General features: G+C 34.1%; 14 protein-coding genes. 5 read left to right on the top strand and 9 right to left on the bottom strand.

The window, feature by feature from the left end; translation table 11 throughout:
• Nucleotides 1–48: 48 nt before the first annotated feature.
• Together OZP10_RS05060 and OZP10_RS05065 are read right to left on the bottom strand one after the other, a co-directional pair.
• Nucleotides 49–570, bottom strand: coding sequence for a GNAT family N-acetyltransferase (locus OZP10_RS05060; RefSeq protein WP_281633771.1), 522 nt, complete (start codon nt 568–570; stop codon nt 49–51).
• A 34-nt stretch (nt 571–604) separates the two neighbouring features.
• Nucleotides 605–1069, bottom strand: a complete 465-nt coding sequence (locus tag OZP10_RS05065; protein WP_281633772.1) for a GNAT family N-acetyltransferase — start codon at nt 1067–1069, stop codon at nt 605–607.
• A 69-nt stretch (nt 1070–1138) separates the two neighbouring features.
• On the opposite strand from OZP10_RS05065, the gene OZP10_RS05070 reads away from it, so the two are divergent.
• A complete protein-coding gene (locus tag OZP10_RS05070; RefSeq protein ID WP_281633773.1) occupies nt 1139–2614 on the top strand; it encodes an aminotransferase-like domain-containing protein in 1476 nt (491 codons plus the stop codon).
• 2 nt (nt 2615–2616) lie between these two features.
• On the opposite strand, the gene OZP10_RS05075 is transcribed toward OZP10_RS05070, so the two are convergent.
• From OZP10_RS05075 to OZP10_RS05085, 3 genes are all read right to left on the bottom strand, one after another.
• A complete protein-coding gene (locus OZP10_RS05075; protein ID WP_281633774.1) occupies nt 2617–3246 on the bottom strand; it encodes an MgtC/SapB family protein in 630 nt (209 codons plus the stop codon).
• A 103-nt stretch (nt 3247–3349) separates the two neighbouring features.
• Nucleotides 3350–5152: a glycoside hydrolase family 2 protein gene (locus OZP10_RS05080; protein ID WP_281633775.1), complete on the bottom strand. Its 1803-nt coding sequence runs from the start codon at nt 5150–5152 to the stop codon at nt 3350–3352.
• Between the two features lie 263 nt (nt 5153–5415).
• A complete protein-coding gene (locus tag OZP10_RS05085) occupies nt 5416–6021 on the bottom strand; it encodes a 5'-methylthioadenosine/S-adenosylhomocysteine nucleosidase family protein (RefSeq protein ID WP_281633776.1) in 606 nt (201 codons plus the stop codon).
• 173 nt (nt 6022–6194) lie between these two features.
• On the opposite strand from OZP10_RS05085, the gene OZP10_RS05090 reads away from it, so the two are divergent.
• The 4 genes from OZP10_RS05090 to OZP10_RS05105 all read left to right on the top strand — a co-directional run bounded on the left by OZP10_RS05090 (nt 6195) and on the right by OZP10_RS05105 (nt 8546).
• The gene (locus tag OZP10_RS05090; protein WP_281633777.1) at nt 6195–6758 is read left to right on the top strand and encodes a DUF6642 family protein; all 564 of its coding nucleotides are present in this window, start codon (nt 6195–6197) and stop codon (nt 6756–6758) included.
• Between the two features lies 1 nt (nt 6759).
• Entirely contained in the window at nt 6760–7677 is a 918-nt protein-coding gene (locus OZP10_RS05095) for a helix-turn-helix domain-containing protein (RefSeq protein WP_281633778.1), read from the top strand.
• Nucleotides 7678–7747: 70 nt separating this feature from the next.
• On the top strand, nt 7748–7948 hold the full coding sequence (locus tag OZP10_RS05100; protein ID WP_281633779.1) for a hypothetical protein: 201 nt from the start codon (nt 7748–7750) through the stop codon (nt 7946–7948).
• A 25-nt stretch (nt 7949–7973) separates the two neighbouring features.
• Nucleotides 7974–8546, top strand: coding sequence for a pentapeptide repeat-containing protein (locus OZP10_RS05105; RefSeq protein WP_281633780.1), 573 nt, complete (start codon nt 7974–7976; stop codon nt 8544–8546).
• A gap of 115 nt (nt 8547–8661) precedes the next feature.
• On the opposite strand, the gene OZP10_RS05110 is transcribed toward OZP10_RS05105, so the two are convergent.
• The 4 genes from OZP10_RS05110 to OZP10_RS05125 form a co-directional block, all read right to left on the bottom strand.
• Nucleotides 8662–10233: a DUF5123 domain-containing protein gene (locus tag OZP10_RS05110; RefSeq protein ID WP_281633781.1), complete on the bottom strand. Its 1572-nt coding sequence runs from the start codon at nt 10231–10233 to the stop codon at nt 8662–8664.
• 26 nt (nt 10234–10259) lie between these two features.
• On the bottom strand, nt 10260–12071 hold the full coding sequence (locus tag OZP10_RS05115; RefSeq protein ID WP_281633782.1) for a RagB/SusD family nutrient uptake outer membrane protein: 1812 nt from the start codon (nt 12069–12071) through the stop codon (nt 10260–10262).
• Between the two features lie 17 nt (nt 12072–12088).
• Complete coding sequence (locus tag OZP10_RS05120; RefSeq protein WP_281633783.1) at nt 12089–15331, bottom strand: SusC/RagA family TonB-linked outer membrane protein; 3243 nt, start codon at nt 15329–15331, stop codon at nt 12089–12091.
• Nucleotides 15332–15959: 628 nt separating this feature from the next.
• Nucleotides 15960–17126, bottom strand: a complete 1167-nt coding sequence (locus tag OZP10_RS05125; protein ID WP_281633784.1) for an MFS transporter — start codon at nt 17124–17126, stop codon at nt 15960–15962.
• Nucleotides 17127–17213: the final 87 nt, after the last annotated feature.

Raw genomic sequence — 17213 nt, forward strand, 5'->3', positions numbered from 1 at the left:
GGAAAAAGAGAAAAGCCTTAAACAATATGTTTAAGGCTTTTCTCTTTTTCAGTCTTCTTTATTTATTTGATACACAAAATTCCATTTTGGATTTTCTCCAAAATAAGCCACCTCCTCTTCAGCCACTTTTTCTGCTCCTACTCTTGAAATTGCAATTTGTGATCGGATATTTTCTGAACCAATATGAAATTTCACTTTCGAGACATATTGAAAAAGATAATCCAGCATGGTCTTTTTCACACTTTGATTCACGCCTTTTCCCCAGCACGAAACAGCATAAAAAGTATAGCCTATAAAAATGCTGTCGTCTTCTTGATCAAAATCGTAAAATCGTGTACTTCCAAGAACATCTCCTGTTTCCTTATTTATAATTTTAAAAGCGCCTTTACTTTTCATGGCACCTTCAAAAAAGTTTTCAAAGACTTCTTTTTTCCATCTGTCTTTGTTTGGGTGCTGTTCCCAAATTTTAGGATCGGAAGCTACTTTATATAAAGCATCAAAATCTTTTTCTTCTAAAGGAGATAGAATGCAAAGATCATTTTCTAAAATGGGTTGTAAATTAAAATTCATACGCTCAATTTTCAATTTTAAAATTAATCAATATTTAAAGATTCCATTCGTAGTTTAGCCAATCTTTGTTTTCGTTTGCTCCAAGCCTTTCATAAAACTTTTTCCCCGCATCATTCCAAGGGGCAACAGTCCATTTAATTTGGCAACAATTACTCTTTTTAGCTTCTTCATATAAAGCATTCATTAATTGTTCTCCAATCTTCTGTCCTCTATATTTTTCTTCAACATATAATTCTTTCAAATAAATAGCTGGTTTATTTACAGCAGTGTAAGGTAGAAAATAGTATACTAACATTCCTGCAATTTGTTCTGCATCTTCTGCAACAATACAATAAAAATCGGGTGGACTTTTTCTAAATCCACTTTCGCGGACAATCTCCGGCGTAATTGCAAAAACATCAATATACTTTTCAAACACTGCCAAATCTTGCATTAAAGCCCAAATTTTTTCAGCATCTTTTTCAAGAGCTTTTCTTATTATGATATTGAATTCATTCATACTATTTTATCTTTTAAACTTCAAAATTAAACTTATATTGGATTATATTTGTAGTCCAATTTACTTAAAATGAATAGTCCAATTTTAAAGATAATTTTTAATGGTCTTCATCTTAATTCAGATGGAGATAAACCTATATATCTTCAATTAGCTGAAGTTTTATTGCTTTCCATAAAACGAGGAAAACTTCAGACAGGGCAAAAATTGCCTTCTTCTCGAGATATAGCAGTTTTTCTTGGCATTAATAGAATTACGGTTTCTAAAGCATTTGAAGAATTACAAAATCAGGGTTGGCTTGAAAGTTTTACTGGACGTGGGACATTTGTATCTGCTCATATACCTGAGATAAAACCTGAAAAACTTCAGGATAAATCTAACAAAGCACAAAAAACAGCAGGTTTTACGGTTGAAAAACTGCAATATTTAGAAAACTCTTATTTTGTTTCCACAGCTCAACTCCATTTTGATGATGGTTTTCCAGACCCGAAATTGGCTCCTTTAAAAGAACTTTACCGAGCTTATCGCAATCAATTAACTCGAAGCGGACTTTACGATAAATTTGGAAGTTACGGCAATCCCGATGGATCAGATTATTATAAAGAAGCTATTTCAAAATATTTAAATGAAACACGTGGTTTAAAAACTACTTCCCGAAATATATTATCAGTACGAGGAACTGTTATGGGAGTTAACTTGGTCTGTAATGCACTTATACATCCTGGCGATATTATTGTATCTGGTGTTCCTGGATGGCGTCGTGCCGAAAACAATTTTCTTCATGCAAAAGCCCAACATATCAGAATTCCTGTTGATGAATATGGTTTGGTTGTGGAAGAATTGAAAAAGATCTGCCAGAAGAATAAAATACGAATGGTATATATTACACCTCATCATCATTATCCGACAACTGTTGCGCTTCGTATTGACCGTCGATTAGAATTATTAGAACTCGCGAAAGAATACAGTTTTATTATTCTTGAAGATGATTATGACTTTGATTTTCATTACAACAATCGTCCTCTACTCCCTTTAGCAAGCGCTGATGAAAACGGAATGGTTATTTACTGTGGCTCTTTTAGTAAAAGTTTTTCTCCTGCTTTCAGAATGGGTTATTTGGCCGCTCCAGAAAATGTAATTGAACATTTGACAAATGTTCGAGTACTTTTGGACCGACAAGGCGATCACATACTTGATAATGCTATGGCGGAAATTATAAATGATGGAACTGTACAGCGATATCTTCGAAAATCTCTAACCATTTATGAAGAAAAACGAAATCAGTTCTGCAATTTATTAAATAGTGAATTAAAAAGTGCTGTTGATTTTTCTATTCTGCAAGGAGGCATGACGATTTGGACTAAATTTGATAAATCAATTAATTTAGAACTGTTAGCAAAAGAGGCCTATAAAAAAGGATTGTATTTTTCTGACGGAAAAGTGCACCGATATTCAAATTATAATGAAAACGGAACTAGGCTAGGTTTTGCTTCTTCTTCTAAAGAGGAATTAGAAAAAGGAGTCGAAATATTGAAAAAACTAATCTAAAACTATAGCACTAATTCTTCAAAAATTGGATCTTGCAAAAGCGAAGCATACAAAGATTCTATAGCATGTTTAGAGCCGTGTATCTGCCATTCTAAAATAATATGATCTACAGTACGGTGTTGCACTAACAGTTTAGATTTTATACCATAAGTAGAAAAAAGTTCTTTGCATCTTGCGTGTCCTGCGTCTGAACGTTTAAAGGTTATTCGAAGCGTTTTATGTTCGTTGATTAGGTCAATTTTATCTTGAAGAAAAGTTAGCATCGTTAGAATTATAAGAATCATAAGTGCCGCGCAAGCCGAAGCAAAATAATAACCCGCTCCTACTCCCATACTAACCGCCGCAACCGACCATATTGTCGCTGCTGTTGTAATACCAGAAACATGATTGTCTGATCTAAATATTACTCCCGCACAAAGAAATCCTAAACCAGTAACAATATTAGAAGCGATTCTATCGGGATTTCCAGGCCCACCAATCCATTCTGACATTAAGGTAAAGAAACAAGCTCCAACAGAAATCATTATTGTAGTTCGCAAACCCGCAGCTTTTCCTCTATACTCTCTTTCGGCTCCGATTAGCGCTCCCCAAAATGCGGCTAAAAGTAATCTTATGACAATTTCTATTTCCATTTATGTCTTTTAATTTTTCAAATTAAAATTAAGGAAAAAACATAAAAAAAACCTTCAAAATCAAAAATGACTTTGAAGATTTTTCACTTTATCTAACTTTATCTTATTTATATTCTTCCTCTTTTTGTTTGTACCAATCTTTCATTACATAAAAAGCTTTCTTTTTTATTCCGTTATTCGATATTAAACCTTTGCGATTAAAGAAATCCTGAATATCTGCAAGCTGTCTTCTTGGTGATCTAAAGTCAACGAGAATCCAAGGTGAAACTCCGGCCAAACCTTCAATTCTATTAAACATTTGCGTGTTTTGAATGTACAATTCTTCCTGATACTCTTCGTTCCAGCGTTCTTTCTTATCTCCATGTAAACCTTGTAACGCTTCGCCACCAAATTCACTTATGATAACAGGCTTGTTGTACGGAATTACCCATTGCATGTCTTTACAAGATTCATTAGTTCCTCTGTACCAGCCCAAATATTGGTTAAAACTTACAATATCAACATATTCGTTCATATTATCATGAAGCGTATTGATATTATTGGAACTCGAAGTAACTTCCATCGCCATACTTATTAAACGAGAATTATCTTGTGTGCGTGCGTATTTTGCTAATTTGCTTAAAAAAACATCACGATCATCGCCATGAGGCGTTTCATTGGCAATTGACCAAATTACAATTCCGCAACGGTTTTTATCTCTGTAAATCATGTCATGCAATTGGCGTTCGGCATTGGCATACGTATCCGGATTTGTCCACGAAATGGTCCAATAAACTGGCACTTCAGACCAAATCATCAATCCCATTTTTTCGGCTTTTTTAACCATATTTTCGTTGTGTGGATAATGCGCCAATCGAACATAATTACAGCCCAATTCTTTTGCCCAAGTTAGCAATGTAATTGCATCTTCTTCAGACCAAGCTCTTCCAGATCTAGAAGGCGCTTCTTCGTGAATGCTGATTCCGCGTAAAAAGACTTTTTTCCCGTTTAAGAGAATTTCTTTGCCTTTAGTTTCAATAGTTCTAAAACCAATTTGATCAGTAATATTTTCATCTGCTTTAGAAATGGTTACATCATATAATTTTGGCTTTTCAGGCGTCCATAAAACAGGATTGGCTTTGATTTCAAAATACGCTATTCCTTTAGCATCGGTCGTAACGCTTTTTTTAATTTTCAATTCTGGAATGGAAACCGAAACTGTTTGATTTGCCGATTCGCTGTTTAGTTTTATCCAAGCCGAAATTTTTCCTTTTTCTTTTTTATCCAATTGAACCAAATAATCTTCGATATACGTATTCGGAACTTGAGCCAGAGTTACATCTCTTGTGATTCCGCCGTAATTCCACCAATCCATGTTTACCGTTGGAACGTTGTCTTTATGGCGTTTGTTATCGACTTTTACTACTACGAAATTGTTTCCTTCAACTAATAAATCGGTTACATCAAAATTGAAAGGTGTATAACCTCCAATGTGTGTTCCTGCCAATTTTCCGTTTACGTAAACTTTCGCATCATAATTGACTGCCCCGAAATGAAGAATTCCTTTAGATTTTGCATCTTTTTTATAATTAAAGTCTTTCTGAAACCAAACCGTTCCTTCGTAAAAAAACAATCTTTCATCTTTCGAATTCCAATCAGACGGAATATCCATTACTGCTGAGGTCGCAAAATTATATTCGCTCAGTTCTGTGGTGTTCCATTTTTTATTTTCAAAAAATCCGTTGTCTTTAAAAGGCTCTAATCGGTAATTAAAATATCCGTTTTCGAGAGGATCTACAATATATCTCCATTTTCCATTTAAAGTAATATTGTTTCGAGCTGAAATATTAGACACTAACGGGATTTCCTGCGTCACAGCTTTTCCCATCAGCAAAAAAGCACAACACAGCATTGCAATTTTCTTCATAATAAAAATCATTTTGGTTTCAATAGTTAATTCGTTTTTCATCAAAAAATGAAAACCATAAAGTTAAAAAGTTTCTCAAATGCAGAGGTAAACTACTGTCCTTTGATTAGCCAAAATAACCCATCAAATACTTATCAGTTTTATGTTAGAATGAGTATTCTTGTTGTTTGTGGACTGTATTTGTTTAAAAACTATATGTCTCGATAAAGATTAATGTGTCGCTCCTACGGAGCAACTTCCTAAAAAGACAAAAGCCATTTCAATTAAGAAATGGCTTCTGATTCTTTTATCAAACCTAAAATTTTACCATAAGCAATTGCGGCTTTATGAACTTGAACCGTCCAGTCTTCGGCGGCATTATCATCGGCTCCGTCAGAAATATATTTTAAGCTTAAGAAAGGAATATTTTCTTTCATGGCAATCATAGCAAGAGCGTAAGCTTCCATATCGACAACATTGTATGCATCTGAGCAATGTCCCATTTCGAAATTATCTCCAGTTCCGCAGATTCCTTCTTGAAGATCGTCCATTAATAAACCATATTCTAAAACTGGCGGCAAACCCGAAAGAGGTGTTTCGTATAAAGCAAAACCCAAACCACGAACGTCCATATCTCTTTGAACAAATTTGGTACAGCAGATGACATCTCCTTTTTGAAAACAGCTACTTCCTGCCGAACCCAAATTAATAATTACGGACGGCTTTTTCTTTTGAATCGATTTTGTCAATTCGTAAGCAGCATTTACTTTCCCGATTCCTGTAAATAAGACATTTTGGTCTTTAAAAACTTCTGCTGCTTCAGATTCAAGCGCAAAGCAGAATAATATATCTTCAACAGCAAATGATGCCGTTTGGTTAATTTGTATCATGTGTAATTTATTTTCGGTTTACAAAAATACGCTTTAAAATTTACGCCGCTGTAACCTAAATTTAAAATCAAAAAAAGACGTTAAAGTCTGTTTTCTCTATTGGATTTTATGATTTAAAAAATACTTTTGCTACAACCAGAAAAAAATGTCTAAAAACCAGAAAGAATAACTGCATGGATAATGAAAAATTTATTTTCTGCCTTGAAGGCGTTAAAGATATAGACGATCATACCCCGACCAATGTGGTAAAATGTCTGGAAGAGCTGGCTATTGACCAAGGCATTTCAAGCATCCATAAAACCTGCGACACGATTGAAGGTTTAGAAGAAAGCTTGAATATTTTACTTTACGAAGATCATAATTTCAAAGATTATGAGATTATTTATTTGGCAATGCCAGGTCAGGAAAACAATATCTGCCTTCACGATTATTATTACAGCATCGAAGAAATTGCCGAATTGTTTGAAGGTAAAATGAAAGGCAAAATCATTCATTTTGCCAATCTTAAGGTTTTAGATTTAAACGAAGAAGAAGCACAATATTTCTTAGATATTACTGGAGCAAGAGCCATTTCTGGCTATGGTTCTACTTATAATAAAATTGCCAGTTGCAGTACCATCGACAAAGCTTTTTTTAGTTTGTATCAGGAAAACGACAACTTAATTGAAGTCGTTGAAGATCTTTACGCGAAACATTACAATTTATGCAAACTGCTTGATTTTAGATTGTATTATTAAAATGAAAAAGCAGGCAGAGAAAATAAAAACCTATAATCCAAAAGGATTTCGAGAAAAGTTTCTGGGAGAAGACAATCCTATTCACTTACTTTTCAAATCGAATTCGGATCATTTTTTCTGTCTCGAAATCGAAGAAATGATGCAGATGCAGCATCCTGTTCCGCCTTCGAAACATTCTTGCCATACTTTGATTTTTATTTCGTCAGGTCAGCATGTTATGAAATTGGGTTATCAGGAATATGCCACGACCGATAACGAAATAATTATGGTTCCGGCTGGTCAGATTTTTTCGCTTGATAATGTTAACAATATTCATAAAGGATTTATCTGCCAATTTCATCCTGATATTTTGATTCGGAAATATGGAAGTCGTGAACTTCTTAACGATTTTGATTTTCTAAAAATTTCGGGAGATCCAAAAATAAAACTAGCAACTGAAGATGTTGGCGCCATAACCAATATCTTGGAACGATTGAAAAAGGAATATTCAGAAACTACAATTGCAGATTTGAATATTGTACAATCTTATCTCATTACTTTGTTTTATGAGATGAATAAAAATGCTGTGAAAACTGTGAAAAATATTTCGGCAGCAGAAGCAATCACAGCAAAGTTTAAAGAGCTAATTCATGATCATATAAAAACACAGCATCAGGTTAATTATTATTCATCTCTACTAAATGTTACTCCAAACCATCTGAATAAATGTGTTAAGACCATAACAGGAAAATCTGCTGTTAAATGGATTGACGAAAACATATTGCTTGAAGCTAAATATTTATTGTTTCAAACCACACTTTCTGTAGGTGAAATCGCAACGCAAGTAGGCTTTGAAGATCAATCTTACTTTAGTCGTTTCTTTAAAAAAACAGAAGGAATTTCTCCTATTCGTTATCGAAAAATGATTGATAAGTCCTAATTATTGATTAGAGAATCCTAACAAATATGTAGACGTTTTTCAGAAATTTGCTACCTCAAAAATGCAAATTATGATTTATGTTTTTAAAACTTCCGTTGATAGCGAGGCCAAATTTGAATCGGCTTCTGCGCTTCTAAATGAATTATTACCTGATTCTTTGTGGAATTTTGACCTAGAAGATTGCGACAACATTCTGAGAGTCGACAGCGAATTGAATGTTGCAGCCTTACTTGAAAATAATCCTGTATTCGATTGTATCGAATTAGAATAACTCTTACATGCCTTTTTAAATTTATATGGAATCAAAATTATACCAAAACCGAACTTTTGAAACGATTGATTATTCGGATCAAAGTTTAGCCAATACCGAATTTGTAAACTGCGAATTCATAAACTGCAACTTTTCTAAAAGTGATTTGAGCCATAACGACTTTCTAGATTGCACATTTAAAAACTGCAATCTTTCGTTGACAACTTTGCGAAATACGGGATTGAAAAACATCAAATTTATTGGCTGTAAATTAATGGGACTTGACTTTAGTGCCTGCAATAGTTTTTTGTTTTCAATGAATTTTGAAGATTGCGTTCTAGACTATTCTACTTTCATTTACAAAAAACTAAAGAAAACCAATTTTACAGATTGCCTTTTAAAAGAAACTGATTTCTCAAATACCGATTTATCTTTTGCCGTTTTTAAAAATTGTGATCTTTCTGGCGCCACTTTCGTGGAAAGCATTTTAGAAAAAACAGATTTTAGAAGTTCTAGAAACTATGCTTTTGATCCGTCAGAAAATAAGATTAAAGGAACAAAGGTTTCGCATACGGCGCTTGCAGGTTTATTAGAAAAATTTGATTTATCTATTGAATGATTTTTTAGTTTTCAGTCTCAGTCACAGTTTTCAGCGACTGAGACTGAAAACTAAAAAAGCGGGATTACAAAGTAAATTGTATCCCGCTTTTCTCTATTTAATCAACCACGATTTTTTATTTTATCCAACGTGGATCTCCTACTTTTCTATCAATTAATGTTTGATTCTTAATAGTAAAATCACCCGTTGACGCACTTGTAAATTGAGGATCTAATACAGTTGCAGAAGCATCTGGTCTATTGTTACTTGCTGTAGACTGTAAATTAGGCGAATTGAAATTATTATTATTTGAGAACGTCGGAACGGCTGTTGCAGTAGTATTTGTATAAACTGCTGATCCAACATTTAATATCGTATTACGCACTATTAAAGCATTTGTAACAAAGCGTACATACAAGATTCTACTAGCAGCTGGAAGTGTTGGAGCATAAATTGTACATCCATCAATTAGCACATTGCTTGTTAATCCTGTTCCTGTTAGCCCTGCTGCTGCATCTAAACGTATGAAATCACGAGATGAACAAGTGTCAAATGTACTTTTTGTTAAAGATACATTTGCTACATAAGTAGTTCTGAAATCGATAAAATCAGCACCAGAAGCAGTATTTACATTTTTAATAATACTATTATCTACAGTGAACGATTTTAGTTTTGCCGATGCATTTCCATACATTAATTGAGATGGGAAATCATGAACATAACTGCCACTAATTAATACATCACCTAATTGTGTTGTAGCTGGCGAACTAATTGCAATCGCCCCACCAGTCGTTCCTGCTCCACTTAAATCGATATCAACTAAAGAGAAATTAACTACTTCGCTTGCATTATTAGGGTTGTTAGCAAGAGTGAAATTGAACTTAAGTTTTGGCTTATCGCCTGGTCTCAAACCTCTTAATGTCAATGTTTTATTTACTGCAATTGTCCCTGTTTGAGCTGTATAATCACCTGGCATGAAAACTAAAACAGATCCAGAAGGTGCGTTAGTAATTTTTTGAAGCACATCATCTCCTAATTTAACTAATATTCCAGTTCCAATATCTATTCCTGTTGTAAATGTTGCATCACCTCTTTTCTTCGTACCGTTGTATAAAATTGCTGTATAAGCGGTTTCAGGTGTTAAGCCTGTTAAAGTAGCTACTCCAGCTGTTTTTTCAGCAGCTGTAATAGTATGCACGATATTTCCAGGCATAGCGGTAATTTGTGTCACAGCGCTATTTGGAACCCATCTTAATGTAACTTGAGTTGCTTCAATATCTGCATCTTGAACAGGAAACATTATTTGTTCTGATAATGTCGTGGCAGTTATAACTGACCATTTTGAATCTTCTAATCCCGAAGTAACAGATTTTACTCTAATAGAATAAACTGTCTCTCCTTCTAGAGGCACTTGTATAGGAAGTTCTTTTGGTGCTACATTAATAGTTTTATAAATTGTACTGAAACTAGGGTCATCGGCACTAAATTCTACTACAAAATGATCTGCATTTTCACCTTTTTTAACCGTCCAATCTAGTTCGACAATAGTTTTATTTCTAATTGTTGCTTTAAGTCCAATTGGAGAAAATTCTCTTGTATTTCCTATATCGTCTAATAACGCTTCATTATAACTTTCACAGCCAGAAACAGCTACAGAAAGAAGTAATACGGTTATTAATCCTTTAAATATATTTATTGTTTTCATCATAATAACTTCTAATTGATTATTAATTTCTAAAGATTTTCATAACCGTAATCATTTTTTAATTGACCATTACTTGCACTAATAAACACTTGCCATATTGGCCAAAATTGTCTGTTATCAGGATTAACTCCTGGTTTGTACAATGAAGCTATCTTAGCATCAGCTGCTGTGCCTGTCCAAGTCCATGAAGTAGATGAATACAATACTCCCGGATTTGTAGTTTCTCCGCGATTAAGCCCGTAAATATCTAAACTTACATTATCCGCTTTATATTTATAATACAAAGTTGCTGGCACATCAGCATACTGTCCTGAGCGAGCTGATAGTTCTGTCATTTTTTGTTTTGCTTCGTCTAATTTTACTTTAAGCAAATTCCAACGGATAAGCGCTTGTTTACGCTCCATTTCTCCTGTAAACTCATATTTATTTTCCAAAACAAGAGCATTAAACATTGCATCCTTACTAGTTAAACCATCTACATAAGCGTCAACTTTTACAGCCTGATTAGCTGATGCAAATGATCTTCTGCGGATTTCTTTTAAATAAGGAGCTGCTGCACTTGGTCCTTCTAATTCGTTTGCCGTTTCAGCAGCAATTAAAAGCACCTCTGCATAACGCATGTACATTTTATTAACTCCGTCATCATTTGTAGATGTCACATAACGTTTCATCCATTCGTAGCGGTATTTACCAAAATACCACGTATCTAATGAACCTAATTCTTGTTTTGCAATTCCATTAACTGCTGCACCATATTTATAAGGTACACAAGTAACATCTCTACGAGTATCTGCTTGATCGTAATCGTAGAAAACAAATGGCAATGGTCCAGCGACACCTCCACGGTTAGCGCCATTAGCTTGAAATTGATCTGCAGCAGCAGTATGTTTTACAGCAAACGTAAATAACATTCTACCACGTCCGTCAGAAAAAGGAAGTTCCCATAGAGATTCTCCTCCAGCTGTAGTAACTTCTTCGTTGTATTTTCTCCATAATCCTTCAAAAGTAGATTCTAAACGGGCTGAGCCACTTTGGATTACTTCACGAGATTCTTTTAATGCCAATGCATACATAGAAGCAACTGAAAGATCTGGATCATTACTTCTTCTTACTCCATCAGGATATTGTTGGAAACCACTTGCAGCCAAAGCCAAACGTGCTCTAAATCCTTTTACAAAAGCCTTATTAACGTGTTCTACTGTACTTGTATATGAAGTTTGATTAGGCCAAGCAACCAATGTAGAAGCTTCTCCTAAATCTGCAATTATTTGTTTGTAAATAACATCTCTACTTGATTTAGGCAAATATAAAGTTGCTGTAGATATTGGTTCAAAACGAGCTGGAACATCTCCCCAAGTTTTAAGTAAATCAGCATAATAAATTGCTCTTAGTGTTAAAGACTCTCCTAGTAATTGCCCCATTTCGCTACCAGGCACAGGGTTTCCATATTGACGTAAACCTACAATACAAATATTGGCACGCTCAATACCTTGATACATCATTGCATAAGCATTATTGGTAGTATTCATTTCGGTATTTGTTGGCTTAGGATCATAAACGCAAAGATCTGCTTTGTCTCCTGCCGTTTGTGAAGCAGCAAACCATTCTACATCAGTATTAAGTCCGTAATATGGCAAAAATCTTCCTCTATAAGAATTTGTTTCAGCAAATGGCACTTTTATTCCATCAACAGCTCCTTTTGCAAGTGCTACTTCAGAAAAGATCAAAGATGGCTCTAGTGTCGATTTTGCAGGTGTATCTAGGTAATCATCTTCAAATTGCTGGCAAGAACTAAATAAACCCGAAATGATCAATCCTGCTATTATTATTTTATGTTTCATTTTTGTAATCGTTTAAATTAGAAATTAAGATTCATACCAAAAATCATTTGTCTGCTTCTTGGATAAGGACTCGAATCAACCCCAGGAGTAAGTGGAGTTTTTCTTTTTGTTGAAACTTCTGGGTCAGAGCCAGAATAGTTAGTCCAAACAAAAATATTGCTTCCTGTCAAGTAAAATCTCAATTTAGAAACTCCAAGTTTAGATGTAAACATCTCAGGCATTGAATACCCTAATGTTAAAGTATTTAATCTTAAAAACGATGCGTCTTCAACTGCCCAATCAGTAAAGATAGCTTGTCTCATGTATGGAGACCACATAGTTGTATTTGCATTTAAATCTGCCAATGCTGTAGGATCTGTTACTAATTGACCCGTTGCAGGATCCAAGTTAGTCCATCTTTTTCCATCAGCCATTGTAGAATTTAAGTTCTTATATTTTCCTGATGCTGTCGCTGTAGAAAATTCAATTTTATCCGCATTATAAACATCATTACCAATACTCCAGTTAAAAGCAGCCATTAAGTCAAAACCATAAGCGTTACCGTTAATAACAAAACCTCCTGAACTTTTAGGATTAACATTACCAATAACTGTTTTATCCTTACCATCTACTACGTTATCTCCATTAACATCTTTAAGTTTCATGTCTCCAGGTTTAAGAGAACTTCCGTCACCAACCAAAGAAGTAGAAGTATTCACTACACCGCTTTTTAAGACATATTTTCCTCCAACATAATCAAAGTCTGAAACTTCATATCTTCCATCATTTTTGTAACCGTACATACTTCCTAAAGAAGAACCAACCGCTATAAGATAATCATCTCCAATTTGTGAAGAAGCCCAATTAGTAGCTGCACCAAAATCACTCATAATACCCAATGAGTTAATACGGTTTTTGTTTACTGCCATGTTGAATGAAAAATTCAATCCATATTTCGCTTTTTCAATTGCAACAACGTTTATAGTAGCCTCGAAACCTTTATTTTGGTTTTGTCCCATGTTACGGTATTGAAAATCATATCCAACTCCTGAAACTGGGAAATTAAGCAATAAGTCGTTTGTTAGATTTTTATAGATATCAAAATTACCACTTAAACGATTTTTGAAAAATGCAAAATCTAAACCAATGTTCTGAGTAACTGTTGTTTCCCATTTCAAATCAGGATTAGGCATTGTTTTAGAAGGTGCCCAAACGCTAGTAACCCCATTAAGCCATGTTGTTGGTGTCGATTGAAAAATTTGAATTTGCTGTCCAACAGGAATATTATTATTACCTGCTTCACCATAACTTGCTCTTAACTTTAAAAGGCTTAACCAAGATTTATTTTTTAGCCAATTTTCTTCTGACATTTTCCATCCTGCTGCAAAAGCTGGGAAATATCCCCAACGGTTTGTTCCTAAAAATTTACTAGATCCATCTGCACGGAATGTAGCTGAAAGTAAATAACGATTTTTGTAATCATAATTTGCACGTCCGAAGAAAGATAATAATCTATCATCAGGGCTGTAATAATTATCTACTGCTTGAGGAGTACCTTGTGTGGTTAGAGTTTTTGCTTTTTCAAAATCAAAGAAACTTGGATATCCATGTATTGTACTTGTTACTGTATTTGTAGTATAGGTAATACTTTCTTCTCCAACAAGAGCAGTCAAATGATGATCCTCTCCCATTATTTTTTTGAAGTCGTAATTTAATGTATTAGCATTTCTAAAACGTTTTTGTTTACCATCTGACATAATCATTGCAGGTAAACCTTGTAAAGTAGCTGTTGGCGAATTATTTACGTAATAAGTTGATCTTCCGTAAAAACGATAATCTGTAATGTTAGAATTATCTAAACCTAAATCTACTTTCAATTTCAAATTATCAACAATTTCCCATCCAAAACTTCCTAACATATTAAAGTTTTTACGAAACTGCTGTGCGTTATTATCTGATATAGCTGTAAAAGGATTTATTAAAACATCTGTTCCGTCTCCAGTAGTATCATCTGATGTCAAACCTTGTACAGGAAGCGGTGCGTAACCCACAATAGTACGCATACGAGAATCTGAAGAAGATTTTTCGTTTTGCTCGTTTACACCACCACCATCAATTTCTGTATCTGAATAACGCATTGTAAAAGCTACATCAATCTTATCATTTAATTTGCTTTTTAAAGCTAATGCTAAGTTATTTCTTCTGTAATCTGAGCCTACCATGATAGCTTTTTCATCGTAGTGCGCATAATTAAAATTATAATTAAGTTTATCTGTTCCTCCTCTAATTCCTAAATCACGGCTTTGCACCTCACCAGTACGTCCAAAGATTTGTTTTTGCCAATCATCTCCTTTTAAACCGTTGTACATATCATGATCTTCCCAATTTCCAAAATACTTAGTGTATGAATCTGGATTAGTAGGCACTTTTGTTCCGCTTTGAGAAAGCAAAGCATACTCGTATTGCCATTTCGTATAATCCTCAGGCGACAAAACATCAATATCTTTGGCCATCGTTTTCATACCATAGAACATATTGAAGTTTACTGCTATTTTCCCATCTTTTCCGCTTTTTGTTGTAATAAGAATTACCCCATTTGCACCACGTGATCCGTAGATTGCAGTTGAAGCGGCATCTTTTAAAACAGTCATTGTTTCAATATCAGATGAAGAAATATCATTCATATTATTAATCGGAAAACCATCCACAATAATCAATGGCGAAGAATCTTGAGTAAGCGATCCCCCTCCACGAACTCTAATTTTAATATCTGCATCTGGAGAACCTTCTGCTGCAGTTACCTGCACACCCGCTATACGACCTGTTAAAGCTTCAGCAACATTTGCTACTGGTACCTTTTTTAAATCAGCTCCTGAAATAGTTGACACAGCACCTGTTAAATCAGATTTCTTAGCAGTTCCATATCCAATTACAACAACTTCATTCAAGTTATTAGAATCTTCAATCATTGTTGCATTCACTTTTGTCTTTCCTTCTGTTGGAACATTAATGCTCTGGAAACCTATAAATGAAAAACTTAATACTGCTTTCGGATTAGTCAGTTTTATTTTGTAATGCCCGTCAAAATCGGTAGAAGTTCCGTTCTTAGTTCCTTTTTCTAAGACGTTTACCCCAGGAAGAGAAAGTCCCGCGGCATCCTTCACGGTTCCCTCTATCGTTGTGCCCTGAGCGTGTACTTGACTACCGATCAATAAGCACAGTAAGAAAACAAGTTTAAAGCAAAAATTTGCTCCTTTGTTTAATAGTTCTTTAAAGTTCATGGTTGATTGTTTAAGTTATTAAAAGTTTTTTCTTTTTGGTTTAAGTGGTTTTTTGTGGTTACTTTCAATTCATTTTATAGTTAATATTTGTGGTTTTTATTTAACAGTAATTTATTTACCTCTCCCCCAAAGCTTTATTTTTGCTCTGTTTTCCATCATACAACTTAATCGATTTCGAAGATTAAAAATAAAGTTGTAATCGATTACACAAACATAGATATTTTTTTAAAACGAAAAATAAAATTTCATAAAAATTTCATAAAAAAAATTACATATTAAAAAATATAGCGACTTTTTCTATGACATATCTAATTTATCTCAAGATAAAATATTAAATATATTTTTATTATTCATGCATTTGATTCGATTTTTATAAAAAAAAACAATCGATTACATCAATAACTATTACGAAATTATTAGGTGTTATTTTTACACTTAAAAAGTTAAAATCAAGCTAAAAAAATTAGCGTGATTACATTTATATTTTAAAATTTACAATGATTTTACCTATAAATGAAGTCGACAAAATGAAGGAAAAAGTAATTTTGACTATAAGTTTGCGTCTTTATAAGCACAAAAAAAGCCCTTAAACAAAAGTTAAGGGCTAAGAAAATTGAATATTTTAAAATCAGATAGCTTGTACCTGAACTTGCTTTTGATGTAACCTCATCAATATGAATGTAATGATCATTCCGATAACCGACATTACAACTCCGATAAGATTAGGAGAAGAATAACTAAATCCTGCCGCTAAAGGTAAACCGCCTAGAAAAGCCCCTAAGGCATTTCCAATGTTAAAACTTCCTTGAAGAGATGCCGAAGCGATCATCTCCGCTCCTTTTGCAGTTCTAATCATCAACATTTGAATTGGCGCAATAACCGAGAACGAAATGGCACCAGTTAAGAAAGTTAGAAATAAAGAAACATATTGATTGAATGAGAAGAAATAAACCAAAATCAAATCAGTTGACATAACAAGCAGTAGAGCCAACGTTGTTGGCGCTGGCGAAAAACGATCTGCCAATTTACCTCCCACGAAATTACCAACGACCATTCCTAACCCAGCCAGAATCAAGATAGAAGAAACGTCTTCTGGCGAAAATTTAGAAACATTAATCAAAAGAGGTGCGATATAACTAATCCATGCAAATAAACCTCCGAAACCAATTGCTGTAATTCCGATGATTAGCCAGGCTTCTGTTTTCTTAAAAAACTGAAGTTGCGTTTTCATATTCACGCTTTCTCCTTTCTCTAGATTTGGCATCCATAAATAAATAGCTAAAAATGTCAACAGACCTACAATAGCAATTAATACAAAAGTATAACGCCAAATAAAGTGGTGCCCGATATAAGTCCCAATTGGCACACCAATTAAATTAGCAATAGTCAAACCAGCAAACATTATAGAAATTGCCTGCGCTTCTTTCCCTTTGTCTGCCAAACGACTTGCGACTACCGCTCCCACTCCAAAGAAAGCTCCATGCGGTAAACCTGAAAGAAATCGAGAAGCAAATAAAATATTATAACTAGGTGCGATAATTGATAAAGCATTAAAAACGGCCAACATTAAAGCTAAAATCAAAAGCATTTTTTTTGGCGCATAATTTCTTCCTGCGATTACTAATAAAGGTGCTCCAATAACAACTCCAAGTGCATAAGATGAAATTAAATATCCAGCAACAGGAATTGAAACTTTCATATCTGAAGCAATATCTGGGAGTAATCCCATCATTACAAATTCTGTAATTCCAATAGTTAACCCTCCTAAAGAGAGTGCAATAAGACTTTTTTTCATTTTATTAAAAGTAGAAAGGAATGATTTCTACGTTGCAAAGTTAACACCGTTAAGCAAAAAATAAATTGTAAATTTGTGACATAAAAT

It is taken from the genome of Flavobacterium luteolum (genome assembly GCF_027111275.1).
GTDB lineage: Bacteria > Bacteroidota > Bacteroidia > Flavobacteriales > Flavobacteriaceae > Flavobacterium > Flavobacterium luteolum.

Excerpts from the sequence above, each read along its gene's own strand:
- OZP10_RS05115 (WP_281633782.1), bottom strand. The coding sequence starts at position 12,071 with ATGAAACATAAAATAATAATAGCAGGATTGATCATTTCGGGTTTATTT.
- OZP10_RS05080 (WP_281633775.1), bottom strand. The coding sequence starts at position 5,152 with ATGAAGAAAATTGCAATGCTGTGTTGTGCTTTTTTGCTGATGGGAAAA.
- OZP10_RS05105 (WP_281633780.1), top strand. The coding sequence starts at position 7,974 with ATGGAATCAAAATTATACCAAAACCGAACTTTTGAAACGATTGATTAT.
- OZP10_RS05120 (WP_281633783.1), bottom strand. The coding sequence starts at position 15,331 with ATGAACTTTAAAGAACTATTAAACAAAGGAGCAAATTTTTGCTTTAAA.
- OZP10_RS05090 (WP_281633777.1), top strand. The coding sequence starts at position 6,195 with ATGGATAATGAAAAATTTATTTTCTGCCTTGAAGGCGTTAAAGATATA.
- OZP10_RS05075 (WP_281633774.1), bottom strand. The coding sequence starts at position 3,246 with ATGGAAATAGAAATTGTCATAAGATTACTTTTAGCCGCATTTTGGGGA.
- OZP10_RS05100 (WP_281633779.1), top strand. The coding sequence starts at position 7,748 with ATGATTTATGTTTTTAAAACTTCCGTTGATAGCGAGGCCAAATTTGAA.
- OZP10_RS05095 (WP_281633778.1), top strand. The coding sequence starts at position 6,760 with ATGAAAAAGCAGGCAGAGAAAATAAAAACCTATAATCCAAAAGGATTT.
- OZP10_RS05060 (WP_281633771.1), bottom strand. The coding sequence starts at position 570 with ATGAATTTTAATTTACAACCCATTTTAGAAAATGATCTTTGCATTCTA.
- OZP10_RS05070 (WP_281633773.1), top strand. The coding sequence starts at position 1,139 with ATGAATAGTCCAATTTTAAAGATAATTTTTAATGGTCTTCATCTTAAT.
- OZP10_RS05065 (WP_281633772.1), bottom strand. The coding sequence starts at position 1,069 with ATGAATGAATTCAATATCATAATAAGAAAAGCTCTTGAAAAAGATGCT.
- OZP10_RS05125 (WP_281633784.1), bottom strand. The coding sequence starts at position 17,126 with ATGAAAAAAAGTCTTATTGCACTCTCTTTAGGAGGGTTAACTATTGGA.
- OZP10_RS05085 (WP_281633776.1), bottom strand. The coding sequence starts at position 6,021 with ATGATACAAATTAACCAAACGGCATCATTTGCTGTTGAAGATATATTA.
- OZP10_RS05110 (WP_281633781.1), bottom strand. The coding sequence starts at position 10,233 with ATGATGAAAACAATAAATATATTTAAAGGATTAATAACCGTATTACTT.